This is a genomic window from Kitasatospora sp. NPDC040550 (assembly GCF_055594965.1).
Genome location: NZ_JBVIWC010000052.1, coordinates 1 through 21,832, shown reverse-complemented (window position 1 = coordinate 21,832; position 21,832 = coordinate 1). Strand labels below are relative to the sequence as shown.

The 21,832-nt window shown below is 73.3% G+C and carries 17 protein-coding genes; 7 read left to right on the top strand and 10 right to left on the bottom strand.

All coding sequences use genetic code 11. The annotated features are described in order from the left end of the window. Positions 1-116 precede the first annotated feature (116 nt). Both ACZ58X_RS39715 and ACZ58X_RS39710 read right to left on the bottom strand, forming a co-directional pair. Positions 117-578 (bottom strand): GNAT family N-acetyltransferase, encoded by a 462-nt coding sequence (locus ACZ58X_RS39715; RefSeq protein WP_470338435.1) that lies wholly within the window; start codon positions 576-578, stop codon positions 117-119. Between the two features lie 100 nt (positions 579-678). Beyond that, positions 679-1,470 (bottom strand): VOC family protein, encoded by a 792-nt coding sequence (locus ACZ58X_RS39710; protein ID WP_470338434.1) that lies wholly within the window; start codon positions 1,468-1,470, stop codon positions 679-681. Positions 1,471-1,695: 225 nt separating this feature from the next. Between ACZ58X_RS39710 and recD2 the strand changes: the two genes are divergently transcribed. From recD2 to ACZ58X_RS39695, 3 genes are all read left to right on the top strand, one after another. Beyond that, a complete protein-coding gene (gene recD2 / locus ACZ58X_RS39705; protein WP_470338433.1) occupies positions 1,696-3,930 on the top strand; it encodes an SF1B family DNA helicase RecD2 in 2,235 nt (744 codons plus the stop codon). A gap of 225 nt (positions 3,931-4,155) precedes the next feature. After that, entirely contained in the window at positions 4,156-5,445 is a 1,290-nt protein-coding gene (locus tag ACZ58X_RS39700; RefSeq protein ID WP_470338432.1) for a citrate synthase, read from the top strand. Positions 5,446-5,987: 542 nt separating this feature from the next. Beyond that, a complete protein-coding gene (locus ACZ58X_RS39695; RefSeq protein ID WP_470338431.1) occupies positions 5,988-6,707 on the top strand; it encodes an SDR family NAD(P)-dependent oxidoreductase in 720 nt (239 codons plus the stop codon). A gap of 101 nt (positions 6,708-6,808) precedes the next feature. Here the strand turns inward: ACZ58X_RS39695 and ACZ58X_RS39690 are convergent, their stop codons facing one another. From ACZ58X_RS39690 to ACZ58X_RS39680, 3 genes are all read right to left on the bottom strand, one after another. Beyond that, positions 6,809-9,133 carry a heavy metal translocating P-type ATPase gene (locus ACZ58X_RS39690; RefSeq protein WP_470338430.1) on the bottom strand — a complete coding sequence of 775 codons (2,325 nt, stop codon included), beginning with the start codon at positions 9,131-9,133 and terminating at the stop codon, positions 6,809-6,811. Between the two features lie 62 nt (positions 9,134-9,195). Further along, positions 9,196-9,414, bottom strand: coding sequence for a heavy-metal-associated domain-containing protein (locus ACZ58X_RS39685; protein WP_470338429.1), 219 nt, complete (start codon positions 9,412-9,414; stop codon positions 9,196-9,198). A gap of 101 nt (positions 9,415-9,515) precedes the next feature. Further along, complete coding sequence (locus ACZ58X_RS39680; RefSeq protein WP_470338428.1) at positions 9,516-10,457, bottom strand: PrsW family intramembrane metalloprotease; 942 nt, start codon at positions 10,455-10,457, stop codon at positions 9,516-9,518. 186 nt (positions 10,458-10,643) lie between these two features. Here ACZ58X_RS39680 and ACZ58X_RS39675 point away from each other — a divergent pair, with 186 nt between their 5' ends. Further along, positions 10,644-11,813 (top strand): PP2C family protein-serine/threonine phosphatase, encoded by a 1,170-nt coding sequence (locus tag ACZ58X_RS39675; protein WP_470338427.1) that lies wholly within the window; start codon positions 10,644-10,646, stop codon positions 11,811-11,813. A gap of 121 nt (positions 11,814-11,934) precedes the next feature. Here ACZ58X_RS39675 and dhaL read toward each other — a convergent pair whose 3' ends face one another. Next, a complete protein-coding gene (gene dhaL / locus ACZ58X_RS39670; protein WP_470338426.1) occupies positions 11,935-12,561 on the bottom strand; it encodes a dihydroxyacetone kinase subunit DhaL in 627 nt (208 codons plus the stop codon). An 11-nt stretch (positions 12,562-12,572) separates the two neighbouring features. Beyond that, complete coding sequence (dhaK, locus tag ACZ58X_RS39665; protein WP_470338425.1) at positions 12,573-13,568, bottom strand: dihydroxyacetone kinase subunit DhaK; 996 nt, start codon at positions 13,566-13,568, stop codon at positions 12,573-12,575. Positions 13,569-13,720: 152 nt separating this feature from the next. Between dhaK and dhaM the strand changes: the two genes are divergently transcribed. After that, positions 13,721-14,113, top strand: a complete 393-nt coding sequence (gene dhaM, locus ACZ58X_RS39660; protein ID WP_470338424.1) for a dihydroxyacetone kinase phosphoryl donor subunit DhaM — start codon at positions 13,721-13,723, stop codon at positions 14,111-14,113. Positions 14,114-14,119: 6 nt separating this feature from the next. On the opposite strand, the gene ACZ58X_RS39655 is transcribed toward dhaM, so the two are convergent. Further along, positions 14,120-15,832 carry a bifunctional 3'-5' exonuclease/DNA polymerase gene (locus ACZ58X_RS39655; RefSeq protein ID WP_470338423.1) on the bottom strand — a complete coding sequence of 571 codons (1,713 nt, stop codon included), beginning with the start codon at positions 15,830-15,832 and terminating at the stop codon, positions 14,120-14,122. A 188-nt stretch (positions 15,833-16,020) separates the two neighbouring features. On the opposite strand from ACZ58X_RS39655, the gene ACZ58X_RS39650 reads away from it, so the two are divergent. Then, a complete protein-coding gene (locus ACZ58X_RS39650) occupies positions 16,021-18,045 on the top strand; it encodes a M3 family metallopeptidase (protein ID WP_470338422.1) in 2,025 nt (674 codons plus the stop codon). A gap of 69 nt (positions 18,046-18,114) precedes the next feature. On the opposite strand, the gene ACZ58X_RS39645 is transcribed toward ACZ58X_RS39650, so the two are convergent. Together ACZ58X_RS39645 and ACZ58X_RS39640 are read right to left on the bottom strand one after the other, a co-directional pair. Continuing rightward, the gene (locus ACZ58X_RS39645; RefSeq protein ID WP_470338421.1) at positions 18,115-19,593 is read right to left on the bottom strand and encodes a cellulase family glycosylhydrolase; all 1,479 of its coding nucleotides are present in this window, start codon (positions 19,591-19,593) and stop codon (positions 18,115-18,117) included. A gap of 141 nt (positions 19,594-19,734) precedes the next feature. Further along, the gene (locus ACZ58X_RS39640) at positions 19,735-20,361 is read right to left on the bottom strand and encodes a TetR/AcrR family transcriptional regulator (protein WP_470338420.1); all 627 of its coding nucleotides are present in this window, start codon (positions 20,359-20,361) and stop codon (positions 19,735-19,737) included. Between the two features lie 153 nt (positions 20,362-20,514). On the opposite strand from ACZ58X_RS39640, the gene ACZ58X_RS39635 reads away from it, so the two are divergent. Continuing rightward, a complete protein-coding gene (locus tag ACZ58X_RS39635) occupies positions 20,515-21,741 on the top strand; it encodes an acyl-CoA dehydrogenase family protein (protein ID WP_470338419.1) in 1,227 nt (408 codons plus the stop codon). Positions 21,742-21,832 lie beyond the last annotated feature (91 nt).

Sequence of the window (21,832 nt, the reverse complement as noted above, 5' to 3'; positions counted from 1 at the left end):
GCGCCGATGGTACTGCAGGGGGGACCCTGTGGGAGAGTAGGACGCCGCCGAACAATCATTCAGAGAAGGCCCACCCGGGTTACCGGGTGGGCCTTCTCGCATTTCCGGGGGAGATGTCAGAGCTGCTGCTTGAATCCGATGTGCGAGGCGGTGAAACCGAGCCGCTCGTAGAACCGGTGGGCATCCGTGCGGGTCGCGTCCGAGGTGAGTTGGACGAGGTCGGCGCCGAGTTCGCGGGAGCGCTCGACGGCCCACTCGATCAGTTCGGTGCCGAGTCCGCTGCCGCGTTCCTCGGCGTGGATGCGGACGGCCTCGATGATCGTGCGGGTGGAGCCGGCCCGGGAGAGGCCCGGGATCACTGTGAGTTGGAGGGTGCCGACGACGCGGCCGGCGCGTTCGGCGACGACCAGGTGCTGGTGCGGGTCGCGGTCGATGCGGGTGAAGGCGGTGCGGTAGGGAGTGAGGTCGTCGGGGCTCTCGCGGGTGGCGCCCAGCGGGTCGTCCGCGAGCATGGCCACGATGGCGGGCAGATCGGTTTCGCCGGCCCGTCGGATCGTCAGAACAGCCGTTTCAGTCATGATCAGAGGATAGAGAGGACTCGGAGGGTCGGCGGGCACCGATCTACGCCCGTAGCGTGCCTCCAGGGCCCGCTACGGCCCACCACGGTCCGATGCCGGGTCACTGCCCGGGCCCGGCGCTGGTGATGACGGCGAAGACGGCTCCGTGCGGGTCCAGCAGCTGGGCGAGCCGGCCGACCCCGTGGACGTCCGTCGCCGGGATCCGGACCTTCGCGCCGAGCCGGTCGGCGATGGCGAGGCCGGCGTCCACGTTGAGGACCTCGAAGTAGGGGAGCCAGTGCGAGCCGGTGCCGCGGGCGGTGTGCTCGGGGCTGAGTTGGAGGATGCCGCCGTGTGCGTCGTCGGTGCCGCCGCCGGCCGGGGTGAGCACGGTGTAGAGCGCCTCGCCGAGCGGGACGTCCTGTTCCTGCCAGTCGAAGACCGTGCGGTAGAAGGCCTTGGCCCGTTCCGCGTCGACGCTGTAGCACTCGGCCCAGCAGAGGCTGACCTGGTCGTTGACGACGTCCAGGCCGCGGGTGTCGTGCGGCTGCCAGACCGCGAAGTCGGCGCCGGTCGGGTCGGTGTAGCCGGCCATCCGGCCCGCGGCGAAGACGTCGAAGGGGGTGAACCGGATGTGGCCGCCCGCCTCTTGGACCAGGTCGGTGGTGCGGTCGGCGTCCTCGGTGGCGAAATAAAGGGTCCAGCTGGGGAGTGCGCCCTCCTCGGCGAGCGGGCCGAGGGCGGCGACGGTGCGGCCGTCGAGCTGGAAGAAGCCGTAGCCGCCGGCTTCGGGGCCGGCCGAGTCGAAGGTCCAGCCGAACAGGGTGGTGTAGAAGTCGACGGAGGCCCGGGTGTCGGGGCTGCTCAGGTCGAGCCAGTCGGGGGAACCGGGGCGGAAGTCGGTGTTGAGCATGGCGGCACTGCTCCTCGGACGGGTCCCGTGCGGGCGCGGGCGCGGTCGACGACCCCCTGGACCCTTTCAGCCTGGCACCTCGGTCGGGGCGGTGCACGGCGGGTCAGGCCGGTGGGCCCGGTGGGTGGTCCGGCGGGCGGGGCGGCCGGCGGTCCGGACCTGTCCGCGCCGGGCGGTACGGTGCGTAACGGAAGGGTCCACCCGTACCGGTCGAAGGGGGCTCCGGTGGGCAAGCAGGCGCAGGCGGGGCAGGAGGTGCCCCGCCAGCTCGCGCAGGTCGAGGGCGTGCTGGAGCGGATCACCTACGCCAATGAGGAGACCGGCTACACGGTGGCCCGGGTGGACACCGGCCGGGGCGGGAACGACCTGCTGACGGTGGTGGGCGCGCTGCTGGGGGCGCAGGTCGGGGAGTCGCTGCGGCTGCACGGGCGGTGGGGCTCGCACCCGCAGTACGGGCGGCAGTTCACGGTGGAGAACTACACCACGGTGCTGCCCGCGACGGTCCAGGGCATCCAGCGGTACCTGGGTTCGGGGCTGATCAAGGGGATCGGGCCGCGGTTCGCCGAGCGGATCGTCGAGCGCTTCGGGGTGGACACCCTGGAGGTGATCGAGAACGAGCCGGGCCGGCTGATCGAGGTGCCGGGGCTGGGGCCGAAGCGCACCAAGAAGATCGCCGCGGCCTGGGAGGAGCAGAAGGCCATCAAGGAGGTGATGGTCTTCCTCCAGGGGGTCGGGGTGTCGACCTCGCTGGCGGTGCGGATCTACAAGCAGTACGGGGACGCCTCGATCGGGGTGGTCCGCAACGAGCCGTACAAGCTGGCCTCGGACGTCTGGGGCATCGGCTTCCTGACGGCGGACCGGATCGCCCAGGCGGTGGGCATCCCGCACGACAGTCCGGAGCGGGTGAAGGCCGGCCTGCAGTACGCGCTGTCGCAGAGCACCGACCAGGGTCACTGCTACCTGCCGGAGGAGCGGCTGATCGCGGACGGCGTGAAGCTGTTGCAGGTGGACGTGGGGCTGGTGATCGACTGCCTGGCGGAGCTGGTCGCGGCGGAGGGGGTGGTGCGCGAGACGGTGCCGGGGGAGGCGGGCGAGCCGATCACGGCGGTGTACCTGGTGCCGTTCCACCGGGCGGAGATCTCGCTGGCCAACCAGCTGTTGCGGCTGCTGCGTTCGGACTCCGACCGGCTGCCGTGGTCGGCGGAGGTGGACTGGCCGGTGGCACTGGAGTGGCTGGCCCGGCGGACCGGGGCGGCGCTGGCCCCGGAGCAGGAGCAGTCGGTGCGGTTGGCGCTGACCGAGAAGGTCGCGGTGCTGACGGGTGGTCCGGGCTGCGGCAAGTCGTTCACGGTGAAGTCGATCGTCACGATGGCGTTGGCCAAGCGGGCGAAGGTGGTGCTGGCGGCGCCGACCGGGCGGGCGGCCAAGCGGCTGGCGGAGCTGACCGGGGCGGAGGCCTCGACGGTGCACCGGCTGCTGGAGTTGAAGCCGGGCGGCGATGCCGCGTTCGACCGGGACCGGCCGTTGGACGCGGACCTGGTGGTGGTGGACGAGGCCTCGATGCTGGACCTGATCCTGGCGAACAAGCTGGTCAAGGCGGTGCCGCCGGGGGCCCACCTGCTGTTCGTGGGGGACGTGGACCAGCTGCCCTCGGTGGGGGCGGGCGAGGTGCTGCGGGATCTGCTGGCCGAGGACGGGCCGATCCCCTCGGTGCGGCTGACCCGGATCTTCCGGCAGGCGCAGCAGTCGGGCGTGGTGACCAACGCGCACCGGATCAACGAGGGGAAGCCGCCGTTGACGGAGGGTCTGGCGGACTTCTTCCTGTTCGTGGAGGACGACACCGAGCGGGCGGCCGGTCTGACGGTGGACGTGGTGGCCCGCCGGATCCCGCAGAAGTTCGGTTACGACCCGCGCCGGGACGTCCAGGTGCTGGCGCCGATGCACCGGGGCCCGGCGGGGGCGGGGAACCTGAACACCCTGTTGCAGGGGGCGGTGACGCCGGCCCGGGAGGGTCTGGCGGAGCGGCGTTTCGGCGGGCGGACCTTCCGGGTGGGGGACAAGGTCACCCAGATCCGCAACAACTACGACAAGGGGCGGAACGGGGTCTTCAACGGCACAGTGGGAGTGGTGACCGCCCTCAGCGTGGACGACCAGCGGTTGACTGTGCTCACCGACGAGGACGAGGAGGTGCCGTACGACTTCGACGAACTGGACGAGCTGGCGCACGCCTACGCGGTGACGATCCATCGCTCGCAGGGAAGTGAATACCCGGTGGTGGTGATTCCGGTCACCATGTCCGCTTGGACGATGCTCCAGCGAAACCTGCTCTACACGGCTGTGACCAGGGCGAGGAAACTCGTCGTGCTGGTGGGGTCACGGAAGGCGATCGCGCAGGCTGTGAGGGCCGTCAGTGCAGGTCGGCGGCATGCCGCGCTGGATCATCGACTTGCTTCTGGATGATTATCCAACAGGATGGTTGCCTCTAATGTTCTCTTGACGTGAAGAGATTTACGGCAGAGCCTAGGGTGGTGCCGATCTTGTCCGGTTCGTACCGGCAGGGGCAGCAGGTTTTGTAGGGGCGGGCCCTTCCGGGCCACCCCGGGTGCGCGACTGTCCTCCGGATGGGGGATCGTGGAGTCAGTCAGGGCACCTTGGAAGAGGATTCATTTCGTCGGTGAGGAAGACGTGAGCGACAACTCGGTAGTACTGCGGTACCAGGACGGCGAGTACGAGTACCCCGTCGTCGAGAGCACTGCGGGCAACTCCGGCTTCGACATCTCGAAGCTGCTCCCGCAGACCGGCCTGGTCACCCTGGACAACGGCTTCGGTAACACCGCCGCGTACAAGTCCGCGATCACCTTCGTGGACGGCGACAACGGCATCCTGCGGTACCGCGGCTACCCGATCGAGCAGCTCGCATCGCAGGGCGGCTTCATCGAGACCGCGTACCTCCTGATCAACGGCGAGCTGCCCAACGCGGACCAGCTGGCGCAGTTCAACCGCGAGATCACCCAGCACACGCTGCTGCACGAGGACGTCAAGCGCTTCTTCCAGGGCTTCCCGCGGGACGCCCACCCGATGGCCATGCTGTCCTCGGTGGTCGGTGCGCTCTCCACGTTCTACCCGGAGAGCCACAACCCCTTCGACGCGGCCCAGCGCCACCTGTCGACCGTCCGCCTGCTGGCCAAGCTGCCGACGATCGCCGCGTACGCGTACAAGAAGGCGATGGGCCAGCCCTTCGTCTACCCGCGCAACGACCTGAGCTACGTCGAGAACCTCCTGCGGATGACCTTCGCCGTCCCCGCCGAGGACTACGAGCTCAACCCGGTCATCGTCAACGCCCTGGACAAGCTGCTCATCCTGCACGCGGACCACGAGCAGAACTGCTCCACCTCCACCGTGCGCCTGGTCGGTTCCAGCCACGCCAACCTGTTCGCCTCGATCTCGGCGGGCATCTCGGCGCTGTGGGGCCCGCTGCACGGTGGTGCCAACCAGGCCGTCCTGGAGATGCTGGAGAGCATCCAGAAGGACGGCGGCGACGTCGACGCGTTCATCACGAAGGTGAAGAACAAGGAAGCCGGCGTCAAGCTGATGGGCTTCGGCCACCGCGTCTACAAGGCCTTCGACCCGCGCGCCGCGCAGGTCAAGCTGCTGGCGCACGAGGTCCTCGGCCAGCTCGGCAAGAGCGACGAGCTGCTGGAGATCGCGCTCAAGCTGGAGGAGCACGCCCTCAAGGACGACTTCTTCATCTCGCGCAAGCTGTACCCGAACGTGGACTTCTACACCGGTCTGATCTACCGCGCCATGGGCTTCCCGACCAGCATGTTCACCGTGCTGTTCGCCCTCGGCCGGCTGCCGGGCTGGATCGCCCACTGGCACGAGATGATCAACGACCCGACCAGCCGGATCGGCCGCCCGCGCCAGATCTACACCGGCACCGCGATCCGCGACTACGTCGAGCTCGACCAGCGCTGACGTCGCACCGCACCGAAAGGGGCCCGGCCGCTGCTGAGCGGCCGGGCCCCTTCGCGTCCCCGCCCGTGGACCCGGAAGGCCCGCGGACGGGGACTGAACCGTACGGCGCACGACTCCGGGGCCGGCCGCGACCGGGGACGGCCGCTCAAAGCGTCCCTGGCCCGCCACAACCCCGGCGCCGTGCGCGAAGGCCGTCGAGGGATCGACGACCGTTCCCGGGGCCCGCCGGAGCCCCGTCGGCGGCAGCCCGCTGGAAGCGCGGGGGCACATTGCCGTTGATCGTGCCCCGCCCAGCGGAAAAACTGCCGCACTACCAACCTAAGACGTATCAGGGTGCGAGAAGTTACGCCCGGGGGGTGTGAGCTGCCTCTCGCCACGCTCCGTAGGCGCCTCGTACCGTGCTCATATCACACCTTTCCTCGGGCGCGACGTCACCCTCCCCGCAGTCACGGCAACCGAGCGTGATAGGAATCGTGGCATTCCGGTACGGACCGTCGCGCCCCCTCGTCGCGCGACGGCGGAACTGGGGAGGGAGTACGCAGATGGCCAGGAACGTCGTCGTCACCGGCGGTGGCACGGGAATCGGGTACGAAGTCGCGCGGCGGTTCGCCGAGGCGGGCGAGCACGTGGTGATCGTCGGTCGGCGCCGGGCCGTCCTGGAGAAGGCCGCGATCGACCTCGGGCCGAACGTCACCCCGCTGGTGTGCGACCTCGCCGACCCGGACGCCGTGGAGGCCGCGCTGGCGGACCTGCCCGAGCGGATCGACGTGCTGGTGAACAACGCCGGCAGCCGGGAGACCGTGGTCGGCGGAGGGCCGCACGCCGTGCTGGCCCGCTGGCGCGGCGACTTCGAGCGCAACGTGCTGACCGTGGTGCTGCTCACCGAGTCGATCCGGGACCGGCTCACCCCCGGCTCCGGCCGGGTCGTCACCATCAGCTCCATCGCCGCCCTGCGCGGCGCCGGGTCGTACGGTGCGGCGAAGGCCTCGCTGCACGCCTGGAACCACTTCCTGGCCGCGCAGTTGGGCACCTCGGGGATCACCGCCAACATCGTCGCGCCGGGCACGGTGGCCGGCACCGAGTTCTTCGGGCCGCGGCTGGACGAGCCCGAGGTGGCCCGCCGCGCGGCGCGCACGCTGCTCGGCCGGATCGGCGAGACCGGGGAGGTCGCGGCGGCGGTCACCTTCCTCGCCTCGCCCGAGGCCGGGTTCATCACCGGGGAGATCCTGCACTGCAACGGCGGGGAACTGCTAGGGCGTTGAGGCGTTGAGGCGTCGAGGCGTTGAGGCGTCGAGATGCGACGAGGGGCCCGGACCGAGGACGGTCCGGGCCTCTCGTGCCGTCGTCCGTCGTCCGGCCGGGCTCAGGCAGCCCGGAAGCGGCGCAGCCGGAGGCTGTTGCCGACGACGAAGAGCGAGGAGAAGGCCATCGAGGCCCCGGCGATCATCGGGTTCAGCAGTCCGGCGGCGGCCAGCGGGATCGCCGCGACGTTGTAGCCGAAGGCCCAGCAGAGGTTGCCCCGGATGGTCGCGAGGGTGCGGCGGCTGAGCCGGACGGCGTCGGCGGCGGCGCGCAGGTCGCCGCGGACCAGGGTGAGGTCGCCGGCCTCGATCGCGGCGTCGGTGCCGGTGCCCATCGCCAGGCCGAGGTCGGCCTGGGCGAGCGCGGCCGCGTCGTTGACGCCGTCGCCGACCATCGCCACGACCCTGCCCTCGGCCTGCAGCCGGCGGACCGTCGCCACCTTGTCCTCGGGCAGCACCTCGGCGATGACGTCCTGCGGCGCGACGCCGAGCTCGGCGGCCACCGCCTCCGCCACCGTGCGGTTGTCGCCGGTCAGCAGCACCGGGGTCAGGCCGAGGGCGCGCAGCCGGGCGACGGCCTCGACGCTGGTCGGCCGGAGCGCGTCCGCCACCTCCAGGACGGCCCGGGCCTCGCCGTCCCAGCCGACCGCGACCGCGGTGCGGCCGGCCGCCTCGGCGGCGGCCACGGCGCGGGCCAGGACGGGCGGCAGGGGCTGGGCGAGGTCGGCCAGCAGGGCCGCGCGCCCGGCCGTGACCGTACGGTCGTCCACGACGCCCTGCACGCCCCGGCCGGGCAGGTTGCGGAAGTCCCGGACCGGCGGCAGCCCGCCGAGGCGGTCGGCGGCGGTGGTGGCGATCGCCCGGGCGATCGGGTGCTCGGAGGCGTGCTCCAGGGCGCCCGCGAGGCGCAGCGCCTCGGCCTCGGTGACCTCCTCGGCGGTGTGCACGGCGAGCAGGGTCATCCGGCCGGTGGTGACGGTGCCGGTCTTGTCGAGGACGACGGTGTCGACCCGGCGGGTGGTCTCCAGCACCTCCGGGCCCTTGATCAGAATGCCGAGCTGGGCGCCGCGGCCGGTGCCGACCAGCAGGGCGGTCGGGGTGGCCAGGCCCAGGGCGCACGGGCAGGCGATGATCAGCACGGCCACGGCGGAGGTGAACGCCGCGGTGGGGCTGTCGGTGGCCAGCAGCCGGCCGACCAGGGTGGCCAGGGCGATCAGGATGACCACCGGGACGAAGACCGCGGAGATCCGGTCGGCCAGGCGCTGGGCGGCGGCCTTGCCGTTCTGGGCCTCCTCGACCAGCCGGGCCATCCGGGCGAGCCGGGTGTCCGCGCCGACCCTGGTGGCCTCGACCACCAGCCGGCCGCCCGCGTTGACGGTGGCGCCCGTGACGGCGTCCCCGACGGTGACCTCGACCGGGACGGACTCGCCGGTGAGCATCGAGGCGTCCACCGCGGAACTGCCCTCGACCACGGTGCCGTCGGTGGCGACCTTCTCGCCGGGGCGGACCACGAAGCGGGTGCCGACGGTCAGTTGCTCCACCGGCAGCCGGACCTCGCGCCCGCCCCGGAGCACGGTCACGTCCTTGGCGCCGAGGTCCAGCAGGGCGCGCAGGGCCGCGCCGGCCCGGCGCTTGGCGCGGGCCTCCAGGTGGCGGCCGAGCAGGATCAGCACGGTGACGGCGGCCGCGGTCTCCAGGTAGAGGCTGGCGGCGGGGTCGGTGTCGCCGACCGTGAGCGAGAACTCGTGGTGCATGCCGGGCAGGCCGGCGTGGCCCAGGAAGAGGGACCAGCAGGACCAGCCGAAGGCGGCCAGGGTGCCGAGCGAGACCAGGGTGTCCATGGTCGCGGTGCCGTGCTTGAGGTTGGTCCAGGCGGCGCGGTGGAAGGGCAGGCCGCCGTAGCAGACGACCGGGCCGGTGAGGGCGAAGGCCAGCCACTGCCAGTCGGTGAACTGCAGGGCGGGGACCATCGAGAGCAGCACCACGGGGACGCCGAGCAGGATGCTGATCAGCAGGCGCTCGCGGAGCGGGTCGGCGGCCGGCAGGTCGGTCGGCCCGGGGTGGTCGTTCGGCCCGGGGTGGCCGTTCGGCCCGGAGCGGGTGCCGTGCGCGGGGCCGGAGCCGGGTTCGGGGGCGGCGGGGGCCGGGGGCGGTGGGAGCTCGGCGGTGTAGCCGGTCCGCTCGACGGTCTCGATCAGCTCCTCGACCGTGACGCCGGGGCCGAAGTCGACCCGGGCCTTCTCGGTGGCGTAGTTGACCGTGGCCTCGACGCCGTCCATCCGGTTGAGCTTCTTCTCGATCCGGGCGGCGCAGGAGGCGCAGGTCATCCCGCCGATCGACAGCTCGACCCGGTCCGGTGCCCCGACGCCGGGGGCGGAGGTGGTCATGCGGAGGGCTCCTTGGGCGTGGTGGCGGGGGCCTGGGCGGGCCCCCCCCGGACCGGGGTGGCTCAGGCGGCGGGGCCGACCAGCTCGTAGCCGGCCTCGTCGATCGCGGCGCGGACCTGCTCCTCCGCCAGCGGGACGGTGGAGGAGACCGTCACGGTACCGGCCTGGGCGTCGGCGGCGACCTCGGTGACACCGGCCAGCGTGGACAACTCCTCGCTGATCGCCTTCTCGCAGTGGCCGCAGCTCATGCCGGACACGGTGTAGGTGATGGTGCTGGACATCGGGGCCTCCTGGAGGTCGGTGCGGGTGCTGGATCTCCTGCTTCTCCAGCTCTTCGAACACCATACCCCTCTGGGGTATTTCCCGGAGGGGCGGGGGACGGTCAGGCCGGTGCGGAGGGCTGCTGTGCCGGGATCGGCGCGGTGGGCTCGCTGCGCACCAGCAGCCTCAGCCAGAGCAGACCCCCCAAGGAGACCACGAGCAGCCCCGCCGTGTCGTACACGGTGTACAGGTGGACCTGCTCGCTCGACGGGTTCGGCATGTAGCCCAGGTCGAACAGGGCACGCTGGAAGTCGCTCGTGGTGGTCCGGGCCACCAGCCAGACGGCGATGCCGCTCGTGCTGTCCCACAGCGCGTGCAGCAGCGAGACGCCCAGGTAGGTGAGCAGCGCCGGGGTGGTGAGGCGGAAGTGCCCGCCGCGCCGCTCCCGGAACAGCACCCCGCCGATGATCGCCGTCCACAGGATGTGGCCGACCGGGGCGAGCACCCCGCGCAGGATCTCCGTCTCCACCAGGTCGTCCAGCGACAGCCCCTGGATGCTCAGCACCGCGTTGAACGCGTACCCGGCGCTCTCGAACGCGGCGAACCCGGCCCCGACGGTCGCGCCCAGCACCAGCCCGTGGCGCAGCCCGCCGACCCGCAGCCGACGGCTGACCAGGATCAGCGCGGCCAGCTTGACCGCCTCCTCGATCAGGCCGACCCCCATGTACATCCACACCGAGGGGGAGAGCAGGTACGTCTCCAGCACCGAGGCGCCCAGGACGCCGATCACCCCGCCGATGCCGAAGCAGGTGAAGATCCGGTCCGGGCCGAGGTCGGCCGCGTAGCGCTCGTACGCCCAGGTCACCACCGTGGCCGGGACCAGGAAGCTGCCCAGCAGCACGATGGTCGGGACCAGGTTGCTGTTGTCGGTGAAGAAGGTGACCAGGACGGTGCAGGCCCACAGCAGCAGGCCGGTCAGGAAGAACTTGAGCCAGTGCTGGGGCCGGGCGGCCGTCCGGGCGGGGGGTGCGGTGATGCGCGGCGTGGGTCGGTATCCGGACACCGGGCAGGGCCTCCTCTGAGTAGCCGCTTTGGTCGAACTTTATGACAAATCAGGCAATGGGGACTTATGGGAGTGGCGGGAGCGAGGTGGGTGGGGTCGGCGGGGCCGGTGGGCGGGGGCGGTGCGTCGGGCGGTGCGTGGGGCGGTGGGTGGTTCGGGGCCGCGATCGTCCCTTATGTTCGGTATGTGTTCCCGATCCGCCGTGCCCAGTCGCCCTCGGCCCCCTCTGCCGCCGGGCTGTCACCGGACCGGCGGCGCGGCGCCCTGATGGCCGCCGACCTCCAGGACGTGCCGTTCCGGTGGCGGGCCGCCCCGGCGCTGCTCGCCGTCCTGCTGGTCGCACTCGCGGACCTCCTCTCCGGCAAGGACCGGTACCTCGCACCGCTGATGACCGTCGTCCCGGCCGTCGCCGCGCTCACCCTCAAACCCGGCGAACTGCTCGCCGTCTGCGCGGTCGGGCTGCTCGCCGTCTTCGGACTCAGCCACTACGACCAGGTCGACAACATCAACGACGCCCGCTTCCTTTACGGTGCGATGGTCAGCTATCTGGTCCTGACGCTGTTCTCGGCCTGGGTCGCCAAGATCCGGATGCGGCGGGCGGCCGCCTTCGCGGCGGTCAGCTCCGTCGCCGAAGCCGCCCAGCGGGCCCTGCTGCGCCTGCCCGGGCCGGCCGTCGGGCCGCTGCGGCTCGCCGTGCGGTACGTGTCCGCGGCGGACGCCTCACGGATCGGCGGGGACCTCTACTCGGTGCTGGAGACGCCGCACGGCACCCGGGTCGCGGTCGGGGACGTCCGGGGCAAGGGGCTGGCCGCCGTCCAGACCGCGGCGGTGGTGCTCGGCGCGTTCCGCGAAGCCGCGTACGACGAAGCCGGGCTGCGGGGGGTCGCCTCGCGGATCGAGGCCAGCGTCGAGCGGCACGTGCCCGACGGGGAGTTCACCACGGCGCTGTTCGCCGAGTTCCGGCGGCCCGGGGAGATGGAACTGCTCCAGTACGGGCACGTCGCGCCGATCCGGGTGGACGGCGAGGGGCGGGCCCACGTGCTGGACGCGCCCGACCCGTGGGTGCCGCTCGGCCTCGGGCGGCTGGCCACGGGCGAACCGACCACCTGGGGGCAGCCGTTCGGGGCGGAGGACGTCCTGGTGCTGTACACGGACGGGGTGATCGAGGCGCGGCACCGCAGGAGCGGGGAGTTCTATCCGTTGGCGGAGCGGGTCGGGCCGCTGGTGCGGGGAGCTGGGCGCTCGGCCGGGGAGCTGGAGGCGGCGGTGGGGCGGGTGTATGCGGATCTGCTGGCGCATACGGGTGGGGAGTTGCGGGATGACGCGTTGTTGTTGCTGATTGCGCGGACGGACTGAGGGGGGCCGCTGCGCGGGGGCTTTGGTGAGGGGGGAGGGGGGTGGTTGCTGGGGGTGCGGGGTGTTTGAGGGGTTTTGCTGCGGGCACGCGGGCTTGGCCCGCGTGCCCGTGGGGTGGTGGTCAGCGGGCGGTGGTTCGGGCGAGGGTGCGGAAGAGGAGGGCGGTGGAGGTGGCGCCGGGGTCCTGGTGGCCGGTGCTGCGGTCGCCGAGGTAGGAGGCGCGGCCCTTGCGGGCGCGGAGGGGGATGGTGGCGTGGGCGCCTTGTTCGGCGGCTTCGGCGGCGGCTGCGGTGGCTTCGGGGAGGTCGGCGCCGGTGGCGGCGGCGGCGCGGAGGGCGGCGACGGCGGGGGTCCAGGCGTCCACGATGGTCTTGTCGCCGGGGTCGGCCTTGCCGAGGATGCGGATCGCGTCCAGGCCGGCGGCGAGGGCTTCGGCGAGGGTGGTGGGGTCGGCGGGGCCGGGGAGGGCGGCGCCGATGGCGCGGAAGGCCTTGCCGTAGAGGGGGCCGGAGGCGCCGCCGACCTTGGAGATGAGGGTGGTGCCGGTCTTGGTGAGGACGGCGCCGGGGCCGTCCGGCCGGAGGTCGTCCAGGGCGGTGAGGGCGGCGGCGAAGCCGCGGTGGAGGTTGCTGCCGTGGTCGCCGTCGCCGATGGCCGAGTCCAGGTCGGTGAGCCGGGACTGTTCCTCCTCGACGGCCGCGGCGATCGCGCGGATCCAGGCCTCGGCGAGGGTGGTGTCGAAGTCCATGCCGTCTCCGTTCAGGCGCGCTTGAGGGCGGGGGTGTCGACCGGGGCGTCCCAGAGGTCCAGCAGTTGGGTGTCGGCCTTGGTGAGGGTGAGCGAGAAGCCCGCCATGTCGAGGCTGGTGACGTAGTTGCCGACCAGGCTGCGGGCCACCGTGATGCCGCGTTCGGCGAGCCGGGCGGCCACCTCGCCGTAGACGACGTACAGCTCCAGCAGGGGGGTCGCGCCCATGCCGTTGAGCAGGGCGATCACCTCGTCACCCGGGGTCAGGTGGTGGTCGGCGAGGATGGTCTCGACCACCTCGGCGGCCAGTTCGCGGGCGGGGCGGAGTTTCTCGCGGCGGCGGCCGGGCTCGCCGTGGATGCCGACGCCGACCTCGATCTCGTCCTCGGGCAGGTCGAAGCCGGGTTTGCCGGCGGCCGGGACGGTGGCGGCGGTGAGCGCGATCGCGAAGGAGCGGGAGGCGGCGTTGACCCGCTCGCCGAGGGCGGCGACCTTGTCCAGCGTGGCGCCGCGTTCGGCGAGCGCCCCGGCCGTCTTCTCGACCAGGACGGTCGCCCCGGTGCCGCGGCGGCCGGCCGTCCAGGTGGAGTCCTCGACCGCGACGTCGTCGTTGACCAGGACGGTGCGGACCTCCAGGCCCTCCTCGGCGGCGAGTTCGGCGGCGAGCTCGAAGTTCATCACGTCGCCGGTGTAGTTCTTGACGATGAAGACGACGCCGGAGCCGTTCTCCACGGCCTTCGCGGCGGCCAGCATCTGGTCCGGGACGGGGGAGGTGAACACCTCGCCGGGGCAGGCGGCGTCGAGCATGCCGGGGCCGACGAAACCGCCGTGCAGCGGCTCGTGGCCGGAGCCGCCGCCGGAGATCAACGCGACCTTGGGGCCGGCCGGGCGGGCGGCCCGGGTGATCACCCGGTGGGGGATGTCCACCGCCAGTTCGGGGTGGGCGGCGGCGACTCCGGCCAGGGCGTCCTCCAGGACGCTCTCCGGGGTGTTGATCAGCTTCTTCACTTCGCTCCCTTGGGTGACCGCGGGTGGCCTCGGTGCGGACGCAACAGCCTGGGGCCGACGCTACGCCAGACGGGGGGTGGGGGCACGGGGTGCGACACGCGCGGTTCCGCTCACCCTTCCGGAGCAGTGGGGCGGGCCGTAGGGTCGGGCGCATGAGTGGACGGGTGGGCATCGTTCTGGTTTCGCACAGTGCCACGTTGGCCGAGGGGCTGCGTGAGCTGCTCGGCGAACTCGCCCCGGACGGCGTGCGGGTGGCGGTCGCGGCCGGGACGGAGGACGGCGGGCTCGGCACCAGCTACGAGCTGATCGCCCGGGCCGTCGCGGAGGCGGACGGCGGGGCCGGGGTGGTGGTGCTGCCGGACCTCGGCAGTTCGGTGCTGACCGCGGTGACCGTGCTGGAGGACGAGCCGAGGCCGGGGGTGCGGCTGGTGGACGCGCCGTTCGTGGAGGGCGCGGTGGCCGCCGTCGTCACCGCCTCGACCGGGGCGGGGCTGGCCGAGGTGGTCGCGGCGGCGGAGGAGGCGCGTTCCTTCCGCAAGCTGTAGCGGCGGTCACTTGGCGTCGGCGTAGCAGTCCACCACCGCGGTGCTGAGCGGGAAGCGCACCGGGGTGTCGCCGAAGACCAGCCGCCGGGCCTCGTCGGCGGACTCGGCGACGGCGGCGGCCACCTGCTCGGCCAGGTTGGCCGGGGTGTGCACGATCACCTCGTCGTGCTGGAAGAACACCAGGTGCGGGCGGTCCGCCGGGCCGGGCACGGGCAGTTCGCCCAGCCGTCGGCGCAGCGCCGCCAGCAGGGCGAGCGCCCAGTCGGCGGCGCTGGCCTGGATGACGAAGTTGCGGGTGAACCGGCCGCGGGCGCGGGCGGTGCGGCCGCCGGTCTCGCCGCCGGCGTCGGCCTCGGTGAGGTCGAGGAAGGCGGCGGAGGCCGGCGGACAGACCCGGCCGAGCCGGGAGGTGACGACGCCGCCGTCCTCCCCGGTGCGGGCCGCCGCCTCGACGTAGCCCATCGCGGCCGGGTAGCGCCGGCGCAGGGTGTTCAGCAGCGGGCCGATGTCGCCGCTGGTCTGCCCGTACATGGCGCCGAGCAGGCCGAGCTTGGCCTTGTCGCGGTCGCCCTGGAAGGCCTGGGCGGCGAGCGACTCGTAGAGGTCGCCGCCGGCCGCGGTGCGGGCCAGCCCGGCGTCCTGGGAGAGCGCGGCGAGCACCCGCGGCTCCAGCTGGGCGGCGTCGGCGACCACCAGCAGCCAGCCCGGGTCGGCGACCACGGCGCGGCGCAGGATGCGCGGGATCTGCAGGGCGCCGCCGCCGCGGCTGGCCCAGCGGCCGGAGACCACGCCGCCGACCACGTACTCGGGCCGGAAGCGGCCGCCGCGGGCCCAGGCGTCCTGCCAGGCCCAGCCGTGGGCGACGTGGATCCGGGCCAGCTCCTTGTAGCGGATCAGCAGCCGGGCGGCCGGGTGGTCGACCTCCTTGAGCTCCCAGGAGCGGGTGGAGCCGAGCTGGATGCCGGCCTCGGCGAAGGCGCGCAGCACCTGGGTGTGCGAGTCGGGGTTGAACGGCTTGGCGCCGAGGGCCTGTTGGAGTTCGACGGCGAGGTCGGCGAGCACCCGGGGCTGGGTGCCGGGGACGGCGGGGCGGGGGCCGAGCAGGTCGCTGAGCAGCCGGTCGTGGACGTCGGAGCGCCAGGGCAGCCCGTCGTGGGCGATCTCGGCGGCCACCAGCGCGCCGGCCGACTCGGCGGCGACCAGCAGCCGGAAGCGCTGCCGGGCGGCCGGGTCGGTGATGGCGGCGATCCGCCGCTGCTGCTCGGCGTGCGCGGCCACCACGGCGGCCAGTGGGTCGGCGCCGGGCGGCAGTTGCAGCCGGTCGGGGGCGAACAGGGTGTCCTGGCCGTCGTCCGCGTCGGACAGGCCGGGTTCGGGCAGGTCCTCCGGGACGGGCAGGCCGTGCAGCCGGGACCAGGCGGCGCCGAGCGAGCGGGGCGCGCCGAAGCGGCCCTCGTGGCCCAGCAGCAGCGCCTCGACCAGCCGCAGGTCGTGGCAGCGGGCGAGCCGGTCGGGCAGGCGGGGCAGCAGCGGGGCGTACCCGGAGTCGGCGGCGGCCCAGACCCAGCGCGGGCGGGTGGTGGACTCCAGGGCGGCGACGGCCGCGGCGAGGTCGCGGACGGCCTCCGGCGGGCCGAGCGGCCGGCCGGCGTCGTCGAGCGGCTGGAGGCGGCCGCCGGGGCCGTGCTGGTCGGGCACGAGGGCGGTTCTGGGGGCCACGGCGGGTGTCTCCTCTCCTGGGGCGCGTCCTGGCGGTGCTGCGGCGGGCCGGGGGTGCGGGGCGGGTGTGCGGGTGGGGCGCGGGTGTGCGGACCGGGGGTCCGCGCGGTCGACGTTAACGGGTGGGTCTGACAACGATGACCTGGGGTGTATGGGCACGCGGGGTGACACCGCGTAGGGTCGGCGGAATGACCGAGAACCCGTTCTTCGCGGCCAGCCCCCTGGTCTACGAACTGCCTCCCTACGCCGAGATCCGGGAGGAGCACTACCTGCCCGCGTACGAGCGCGGAACGGCCGAGCAGCTGGCCGAGATCGCGGCGATCACCGACGACCGGTCCGAGCCGACCTTCGAGAACACCCTGGTGGCCCTGGAGCGCTCCGGTGAGCTGCTGCGCCGGGTGGACGCGGTGTTCCGCAACCAGTCCTCCTCCGACACCACCGAGCTGCTGGACGAGGTGGAGGCGAAGGTCAGCCCGCTGCTCGCGGCCCACCACGACGCGATCCACCTGGACCGGCGGCTGTTCGCCCGGATCGAGGCGCTGCACGGGGACCGGGCCGCGCTGGGGCTGGACCCGGAGTCGCTGCGGCTGCTGGAGCGCTGGTACACCGCGTTCGTCCGCTCCGGCGCCCGGCTGGGCGCGGCCGAGCAGGACCGGCTGCGCGAGTTGAACGCCGAACTCGCCGCGCTGGGGACGACGTTCCAGCAGAACGTGAACGCCGCCACCCGCGCCGCCGCGCTGGTCGTGGACACCGCCGAGGAGTTGGCCGGGCTGTCCGAGGGCGCGATCGCCGGTGCGGCCGAGAACGCCCGGGTGCTCGGCCACGAGGGCCGGTACGTGCTCAGCCTCAAGAGCACCTCCACCCAGCCCGAGCTGGCCCAGCTGGCCGACCGCTCGGTGCGCGAGCGGCTGCTGGCCGCCTCGCTCGCCCGGGCCGGCGCGGAGAACGGGCCGCTGGCGATCCGGATGGCGCGGCTGCGCGCCGAGCGGGCCGCGCTGCTGGGCTTCCCGAACCACGCCGCCTACGTCGTCGCGGACGAGACGGCCGGGACGGTCGAGGCGGTGTCCGGGCTGCTCGCCCGGCTGGTGGAGCCGGCCGTGGCGAACGCCCGCCGGGAGGCCGCCGAGCTGGCCGCGGTGGCGGCCGCGGACGGTGTCGAGGAGATCGCCGCGCACGACTGGGCGTACTACTCGGAGAAGGTCCGGCAGGCCTCCTATCAGGTGGACACCGCCGCGCTGCGCCCGTACTTCGAGCTGGAGCGGGTGCTGGTGGACGGCGTGTTCTTCGCCGCGGGGCTCGCGTACGGGATCACCTTCACCGAGCGGCCGGAGCTGACGGCGCACCACCCGGACGCCCGGGTCTTCGAGGTGTTCGAGGAGGACGGCACCGCGCTGGGCCTGTTCATCGGGGACTTCCACGCCCGGGCGTCCAAGCGCGGCGGCGCGTGGATGGACGAGCTGGTGGGCCAGTCCGGGCTGACCGGGCGGCGGCCGGTGGTGCTGAACACCCTCAACATCCCGCGTCCGGCGCCGGGCGAGCCGGCGCTGTTGAGCTGGGACGAGGTGCGCACCCTGTTCCACGAGTTCGGGCACGCCCTGCACGGGCTGTTCTCGGACGTGCGGTACCCGCTGTTCGCGGGCACCGCGGTGCCGCGGGACTTCGTGGAGTTCCCCTCGCAGGTCAACGAGATGTGGATGGTCCGGCCCGAGGTGCTGGCCAACTACGCCCGCCACCACGCCACCGGGGAGCCGCTGCCGGCCGAGTTGGTGGAGCGGATGACCGCGGCCGAACGGTTCGGGGAGGGCTTCCGGACGGTGGAGTACCTCGCGGCGACGCTGCTGGACTGGGCCTGGCACACCCTGCCGCAGGGCCACCAGGTCGAGGACGCAGAGGAGTTCGAGGCGCGGGCGCTGGCGGAGGCCGGTCTCGCGGTGGCGGCGATCCCGCCGCGCTACCGCACGCCGTACTTCCAGCACATCTTCTCCAGCGGCTACAGCGCCGGGTACTACGCGTACATCTGGTCGGAGGTGCTGGACGCGGACACCGTGCGGTGGTTCGAGACCAACGGGCGGTCGGTGCGGGACAGCGGCGAGCTGTTCCGGCGCGAGCTGCTGGCGCGCGGGTTCGGCCGGGACCCGCTGGAGTCCTTCCGCGCGGTGGTCGGCCGGGCGCCGGAGACCGCGCCGCTGCTGGAGCGCCGCGGTCTGGGCTAGTCAGCGGTCCGGGCTGGTCAGGGGTCCGGGCTGGTCCGCGGTCCGGGCTGGTCCGGCCCGGACCGCCGGTCAGCGCGGGGTGAGGGTCACCGTCACGGGTGTGCCCGGGCGGGCGTGCGGGAGCCGGATCCGTACGGTTCCCGCGCGGCCGTCCGCGGGCTGCTCGACCTCGACCCGGGCGCCGGCGGGGGAGGCGGCGACCCGGGCGCCGTGCGGGAACGCGGCGGGCGGCAGGACGAGTTCGCCGGTGCGGCCGCTGCCGTCGGCCGTCCAGCGGACGGTGGTGGCGCCCGCGGCGTTCCCGGTGGTGGTCCGGACGTCGGTGCCGGGGACGGCCGCCGGGTACGGGCCGAAGGCGGGGCCGTCGCCGGGGGCCGGGCGGCCGGCGGGGTCGAGGGCGCAGTAGCCGCCGGTGCCCCGGCACCAGTACCACATCGTCCAGCCCTCGGCGAAGCCGTCCATCGCGGCGACCTGCCGGCGGACCAGCAGGGTGTTGCCGGGGGTGCGGGAGTCGGGTGGGCCCCATTCGCCGACCAGCACGGGCAGGTGGTGGGCGGCCGGGTAGCCGGTGATCGCGGCGGTGTACTGCTCGACGAAGCCGTCGGCGGGGTTCCAGTCGGCGCCGTTCTCCACCGCGGTGTCGTAGAAGTGCGGGGCGTAGCCGAGCCGGGGCGCGCCGCGGCGGGGGTCGGTGAAGCCGGGGAGGGCGGTGGGCACCCCCTGGCCGACCAGCACGGTCGGTTCGACGAACAGCCAGGCGCGGGAGTCCGACCGGCGGACGGCGGCGATCAGGCGGCGGTACATGTCGGCGAGCCGGCCCTGTTCCAGGGTGGCGGAGGCGGCCGCGAGCACGGCCGGGTCGGTCGGGTCGCCGTCCACCGGGCCGAACGGCTCGTTGAACAGGTCGTAGCCCAACAGGGAGCGGTGGCCGCGCAGTTCGCGGGCGAGCCGGGTGTAGAAGTCGGCCTGCCAGGCGCGCAGGTCGGGGTCGTCGTAGAGGTGGCGGAAGGCGGCCTGGACGGCGGGCTGGAAGTAGCCGGCGAACCAGTCCTTCGGGTCGGGGGTGAACGGCAGGCCGTCGTCGCGGGTGGCCCAGCGGGGGATGCCGTTGGTGCCGCCGCCGAACTCCGGCCCGTAGACGTCCTGGTGGAAGTCGACCAGGACGAGCAGGCCCAGGTGGTCGGCCCGGTCCAGGAGCGCCTGGATCCGGTGCAGTTCGGCGGGGTCGAGGCGGCTGCGTCCGGGCTCCAGCCTGGTCCAGGAGACCGGCAGCCGGACCAGGGTGAAGCCCTGGGCGGCGACGGAGTCGAGGTCGGCCGGGGTGGCCTCGGCGTACTTGTCGAGGTTGACGCCGCGCAGCTGGAGGTGGCGGCCCTGGTCGTCGGTGAGGGCGGTGCGGCCGTCCGGGCCGGTGGCCGTGCCGGTGGGGAAGCGGGTCGGGGGGCCGCCGTGGGCGGCGGCCGGGGCGGCGCCGCCGAGGGCGGCGGTGGCGGCGAGCAGCAGGGCGGCGGCGAGCAGTAGGGCGGCGGCGGTGCGGCACAGGCGCATCGGGGACCTCGCACGGCGGGGGGTGGGGGCCCGATGATGCCCGTGGCCCCCGGGTCGGCACAAGGGTCGTGCGCGGACGGGGTCGGTGCGAGGGTCGTGCGCGGACGGGGCCGGTGCGAGGGTCGTGCGCGGACGGGGAGTTCAGTCGCCGTTCGGTTCGGCGGGGGTGGGCGGCAGGACGGCGGTGGGCAGGTCCGCGGCGGCGGCGAGCCGGCCCCAGAGCAGGTCGGCCAGGGCCTGCACCATGCGGGTGCGGGTGCAGGGTCTGGTCTCCAGCCACCAGTCGCCGGCGGCCAGCACCATGCCGGTGATGCCCCGGCCCCAGGCCTCGGCGAGCAGGTCGCGGTCGGCGCCGAGGTCGACCTGGTTCTGCACGGCGCGGGTGATCTCCTCGGCGATCTGCCGCAGTGCGGGGGCGAGGGCGTTGCCCGCGCCGCTGGGGTCGCCGGGCTCGGGGTGGGTGAGCAGCCGGTAGACCTGGGGGCGGGCCTCGATCCCGGCGAGGTAGGTGTCCAGGACGTGTTCGACCCGGTCGCGGCGTTCCAGCGGTTCGGCCAGGGCGGCCCGGACGGCGGCCAGCAGGCCGCCGGTGTGGCGCTCGGTCAGGGCCCTGATCAGGCCGGTCCGGTCGCCGAAGTGGCGGTAGAGGATCGGCTTGGTGATGCCGGCCTCGGCGGCGATGGCGTTCATGCTGGCGCTCGGCCCCTCGCGCTGGATGACCCGGTCGGCGGCGTTGAGCAGCTGCTCGCGGCGGGGCTCTCGGGACATGCGCTGCTCCTCGGGATTCTGGGTGGCCTGGGCGTTGACACCGGTTACCAATCAGTAGCAGACTCCGACGATGTTACCCGGGGTAACACCCCGGTGGGTCGCATCCGGCGGCCGTGATCCCTGCGTCGTCATCCCTTCTGCGGAGGCTCCACCATGAGCAGCACGTTCTCGCTGGACCCGGGCGCGGACCAGCTCGCCGTACGCGACTGGCTGCACGGCTTCGCCGCCGACGTGATCCGCCCCGCCGCGGCCGAGTGGGACGAGCGCGAGGAGACCCCCTGGCCGGTCATCCAGGAGGCCGCCAAGCTGGGCATCTACTCACTGGACTTCTACGCCCAGCAGTACTTCGACCCCTCCGGCGTCGGCATCCCGATCGCCATGGAGGAGCTGTTCTGGGGCGACGCGGGCATCGGGCTCGCCATCGTCGGCACCACGCTGGCCGCCGTCGCGGTGCTCGCCAACGGCACCGACGAGCAGATCGGCACCTGGACCCCGCAGATGTTCGGCACCCCCGACGACGTCAAGGTGGCCGCCTTCTGCTCCTCCGAGCCCGACGCGGGCTCCGACGTGGGCGCGCTGCGCACCCGGGCCGTGTACGACGAGGCCAAGGACGAGTGGGTGCTCAACGGCACCAAGACCTGGGCCACCAACGGTGGGATCGCCGCCGTGCACGTCGTGGTGGCCAGCGTGGACCCGGAGCTGGGCACCCGCGGGCACGCCTCCTTCGTCGTCCCGCCGGGCACCCCCGGGCTGAGCCAGGGCCAGAAGTTCAAGAAGCACGGCATCCGCGCCTCGCACACCGCAGAGGTGGTGCTGGACGGCGTCCGGGTGCCCGGCAGCTGCCTGCTCGGCGGCAAGGAGAAGCTGGACGAGCGGCTGGCCCGGGCCCGGGAGGGCGTCCAGCGGGCGGGCGGGCGGGGCAACGCGGCGATGGCCACCTTTGAGGCCTCCCGCCCGGCCGTCGGGGCGCAGGCGATCGGCATCGCCCGGGCCGCGTACGAGGTCGCGCTCGACTACGCGAAGACCCGGGAGCAGTTCGGCCGCCCGATCATCGACAACCAGGGCGTGGCCTTCCAGCTCGCCGACATGCGGACCCGGATCGACGCGGCCCGGCTGCTGGTCTGGCGGGCCTCCTGGATGGCCGCCAACAACCAGCCGTTCACCGCCGCCGAGGGCTCGATGTCCAAGCTGTACGCGGGCGAGACGGCCAAGTTCGTCACCGCGCAGGCGATGCAGATCCTCGGCGGGAACGGCTTCACCCGGGAGTACCCGGTGGAGCGGATGCACCGGGACAGCGCGATCTACTCGATCTTCGAGGGGACCAGCGAGATCCAGCGGCTGGTGATCGCCCGGGCGGTCTCGGGGATGCCGATCCGCTAGATGAATGAGTCCGATTGCTGGGCTGGCCGCGACCATGACGAAGGGTGCCCGTTGGTTGGTTTGTGAAGACGAACCTGGACACCCTTCTGAC

Bases quoted from the DNA above. Each gene is read 5' to 3' on its own strand.
- ACZ58X_RS39710 (WP_470338434.1), bottom strand. From the start codon at position 1,470: ATGCTCAACACCGACTTCCGCCCCGGTTCCCCCGACTGGCTCGACCTG.
- dhaL (WP_470338426.1), bottom strand. From the start codon at position 12,561: ATGGACTTCGACACCACCCTCGCCGAGGCCTGGATCCGCGCGATCGCC.
- ACZ58X_RS39695 (WP_470338431.1), top strand. From the start codon at position 5,988: ATGGCCAGGAACGTCGTCGTCACCGGCGGTGGCACGGGAATCGGGTAC.
- dhaM (WP_470338424.1), top strand. From the start codon at position 13,721: ATGAGTGGACGGGTGGGCATCGTTCTGGTTTCGCACAGTGCCACGTTG.
- ACZ58X_RS39635 (WP_470338419.1), top strand. From the start codon at position 20,515: ATGAGCAGCACGTTCTCGCTGGACCCGGGCGCGGACCAGCTCGCCGTA.
- ACZ58X_RS39640 (WP_470338420.1), bottom strand. From the start codon at position 20,361: ATGTCCCGAGAGCCCCGCCGCGAGCAGCTGCTCAACGCCGCCGACCGG.
- ACZ58X_RS39685 (WP_470338429.1), bottom strand. From the start codon at position 9,414: ATGTCCAGCACCATCACCTACACCGTGTCCGGCATGAGCTGCGGCCAC.
- ACZ58X_RS39645 (WP_470338421.1), bottom strand. From the start codon at position 19,593: ATGCGCCTGTGCCGCACCGCCGCCGCCCTACTGCTCGCCGCCGCCCTG.
- ACZ58X_RS39690 (WP_470338430.1), bottom strand. From the start codon at position 9,133: ATGACCACCTCCGCCCCCGGCGTCGGGGCACCGGACCGGGTCGAGCTG.
- ACZ58X_RS39650 (WP_470338422.1), top strand. From the start codon at position 16,021: ATGACCGAGAACCCGTTCTTCGCGGCCAGCCCCCTGGTCTACGAACTG.
- ACZ58X_RS39715 (WP_470338435.1), bottom strand. From the start codon at position 578: ATGACTGAAACGGCTGTTCTGACGATCCGACGGGCCGGCGAAACCGAT.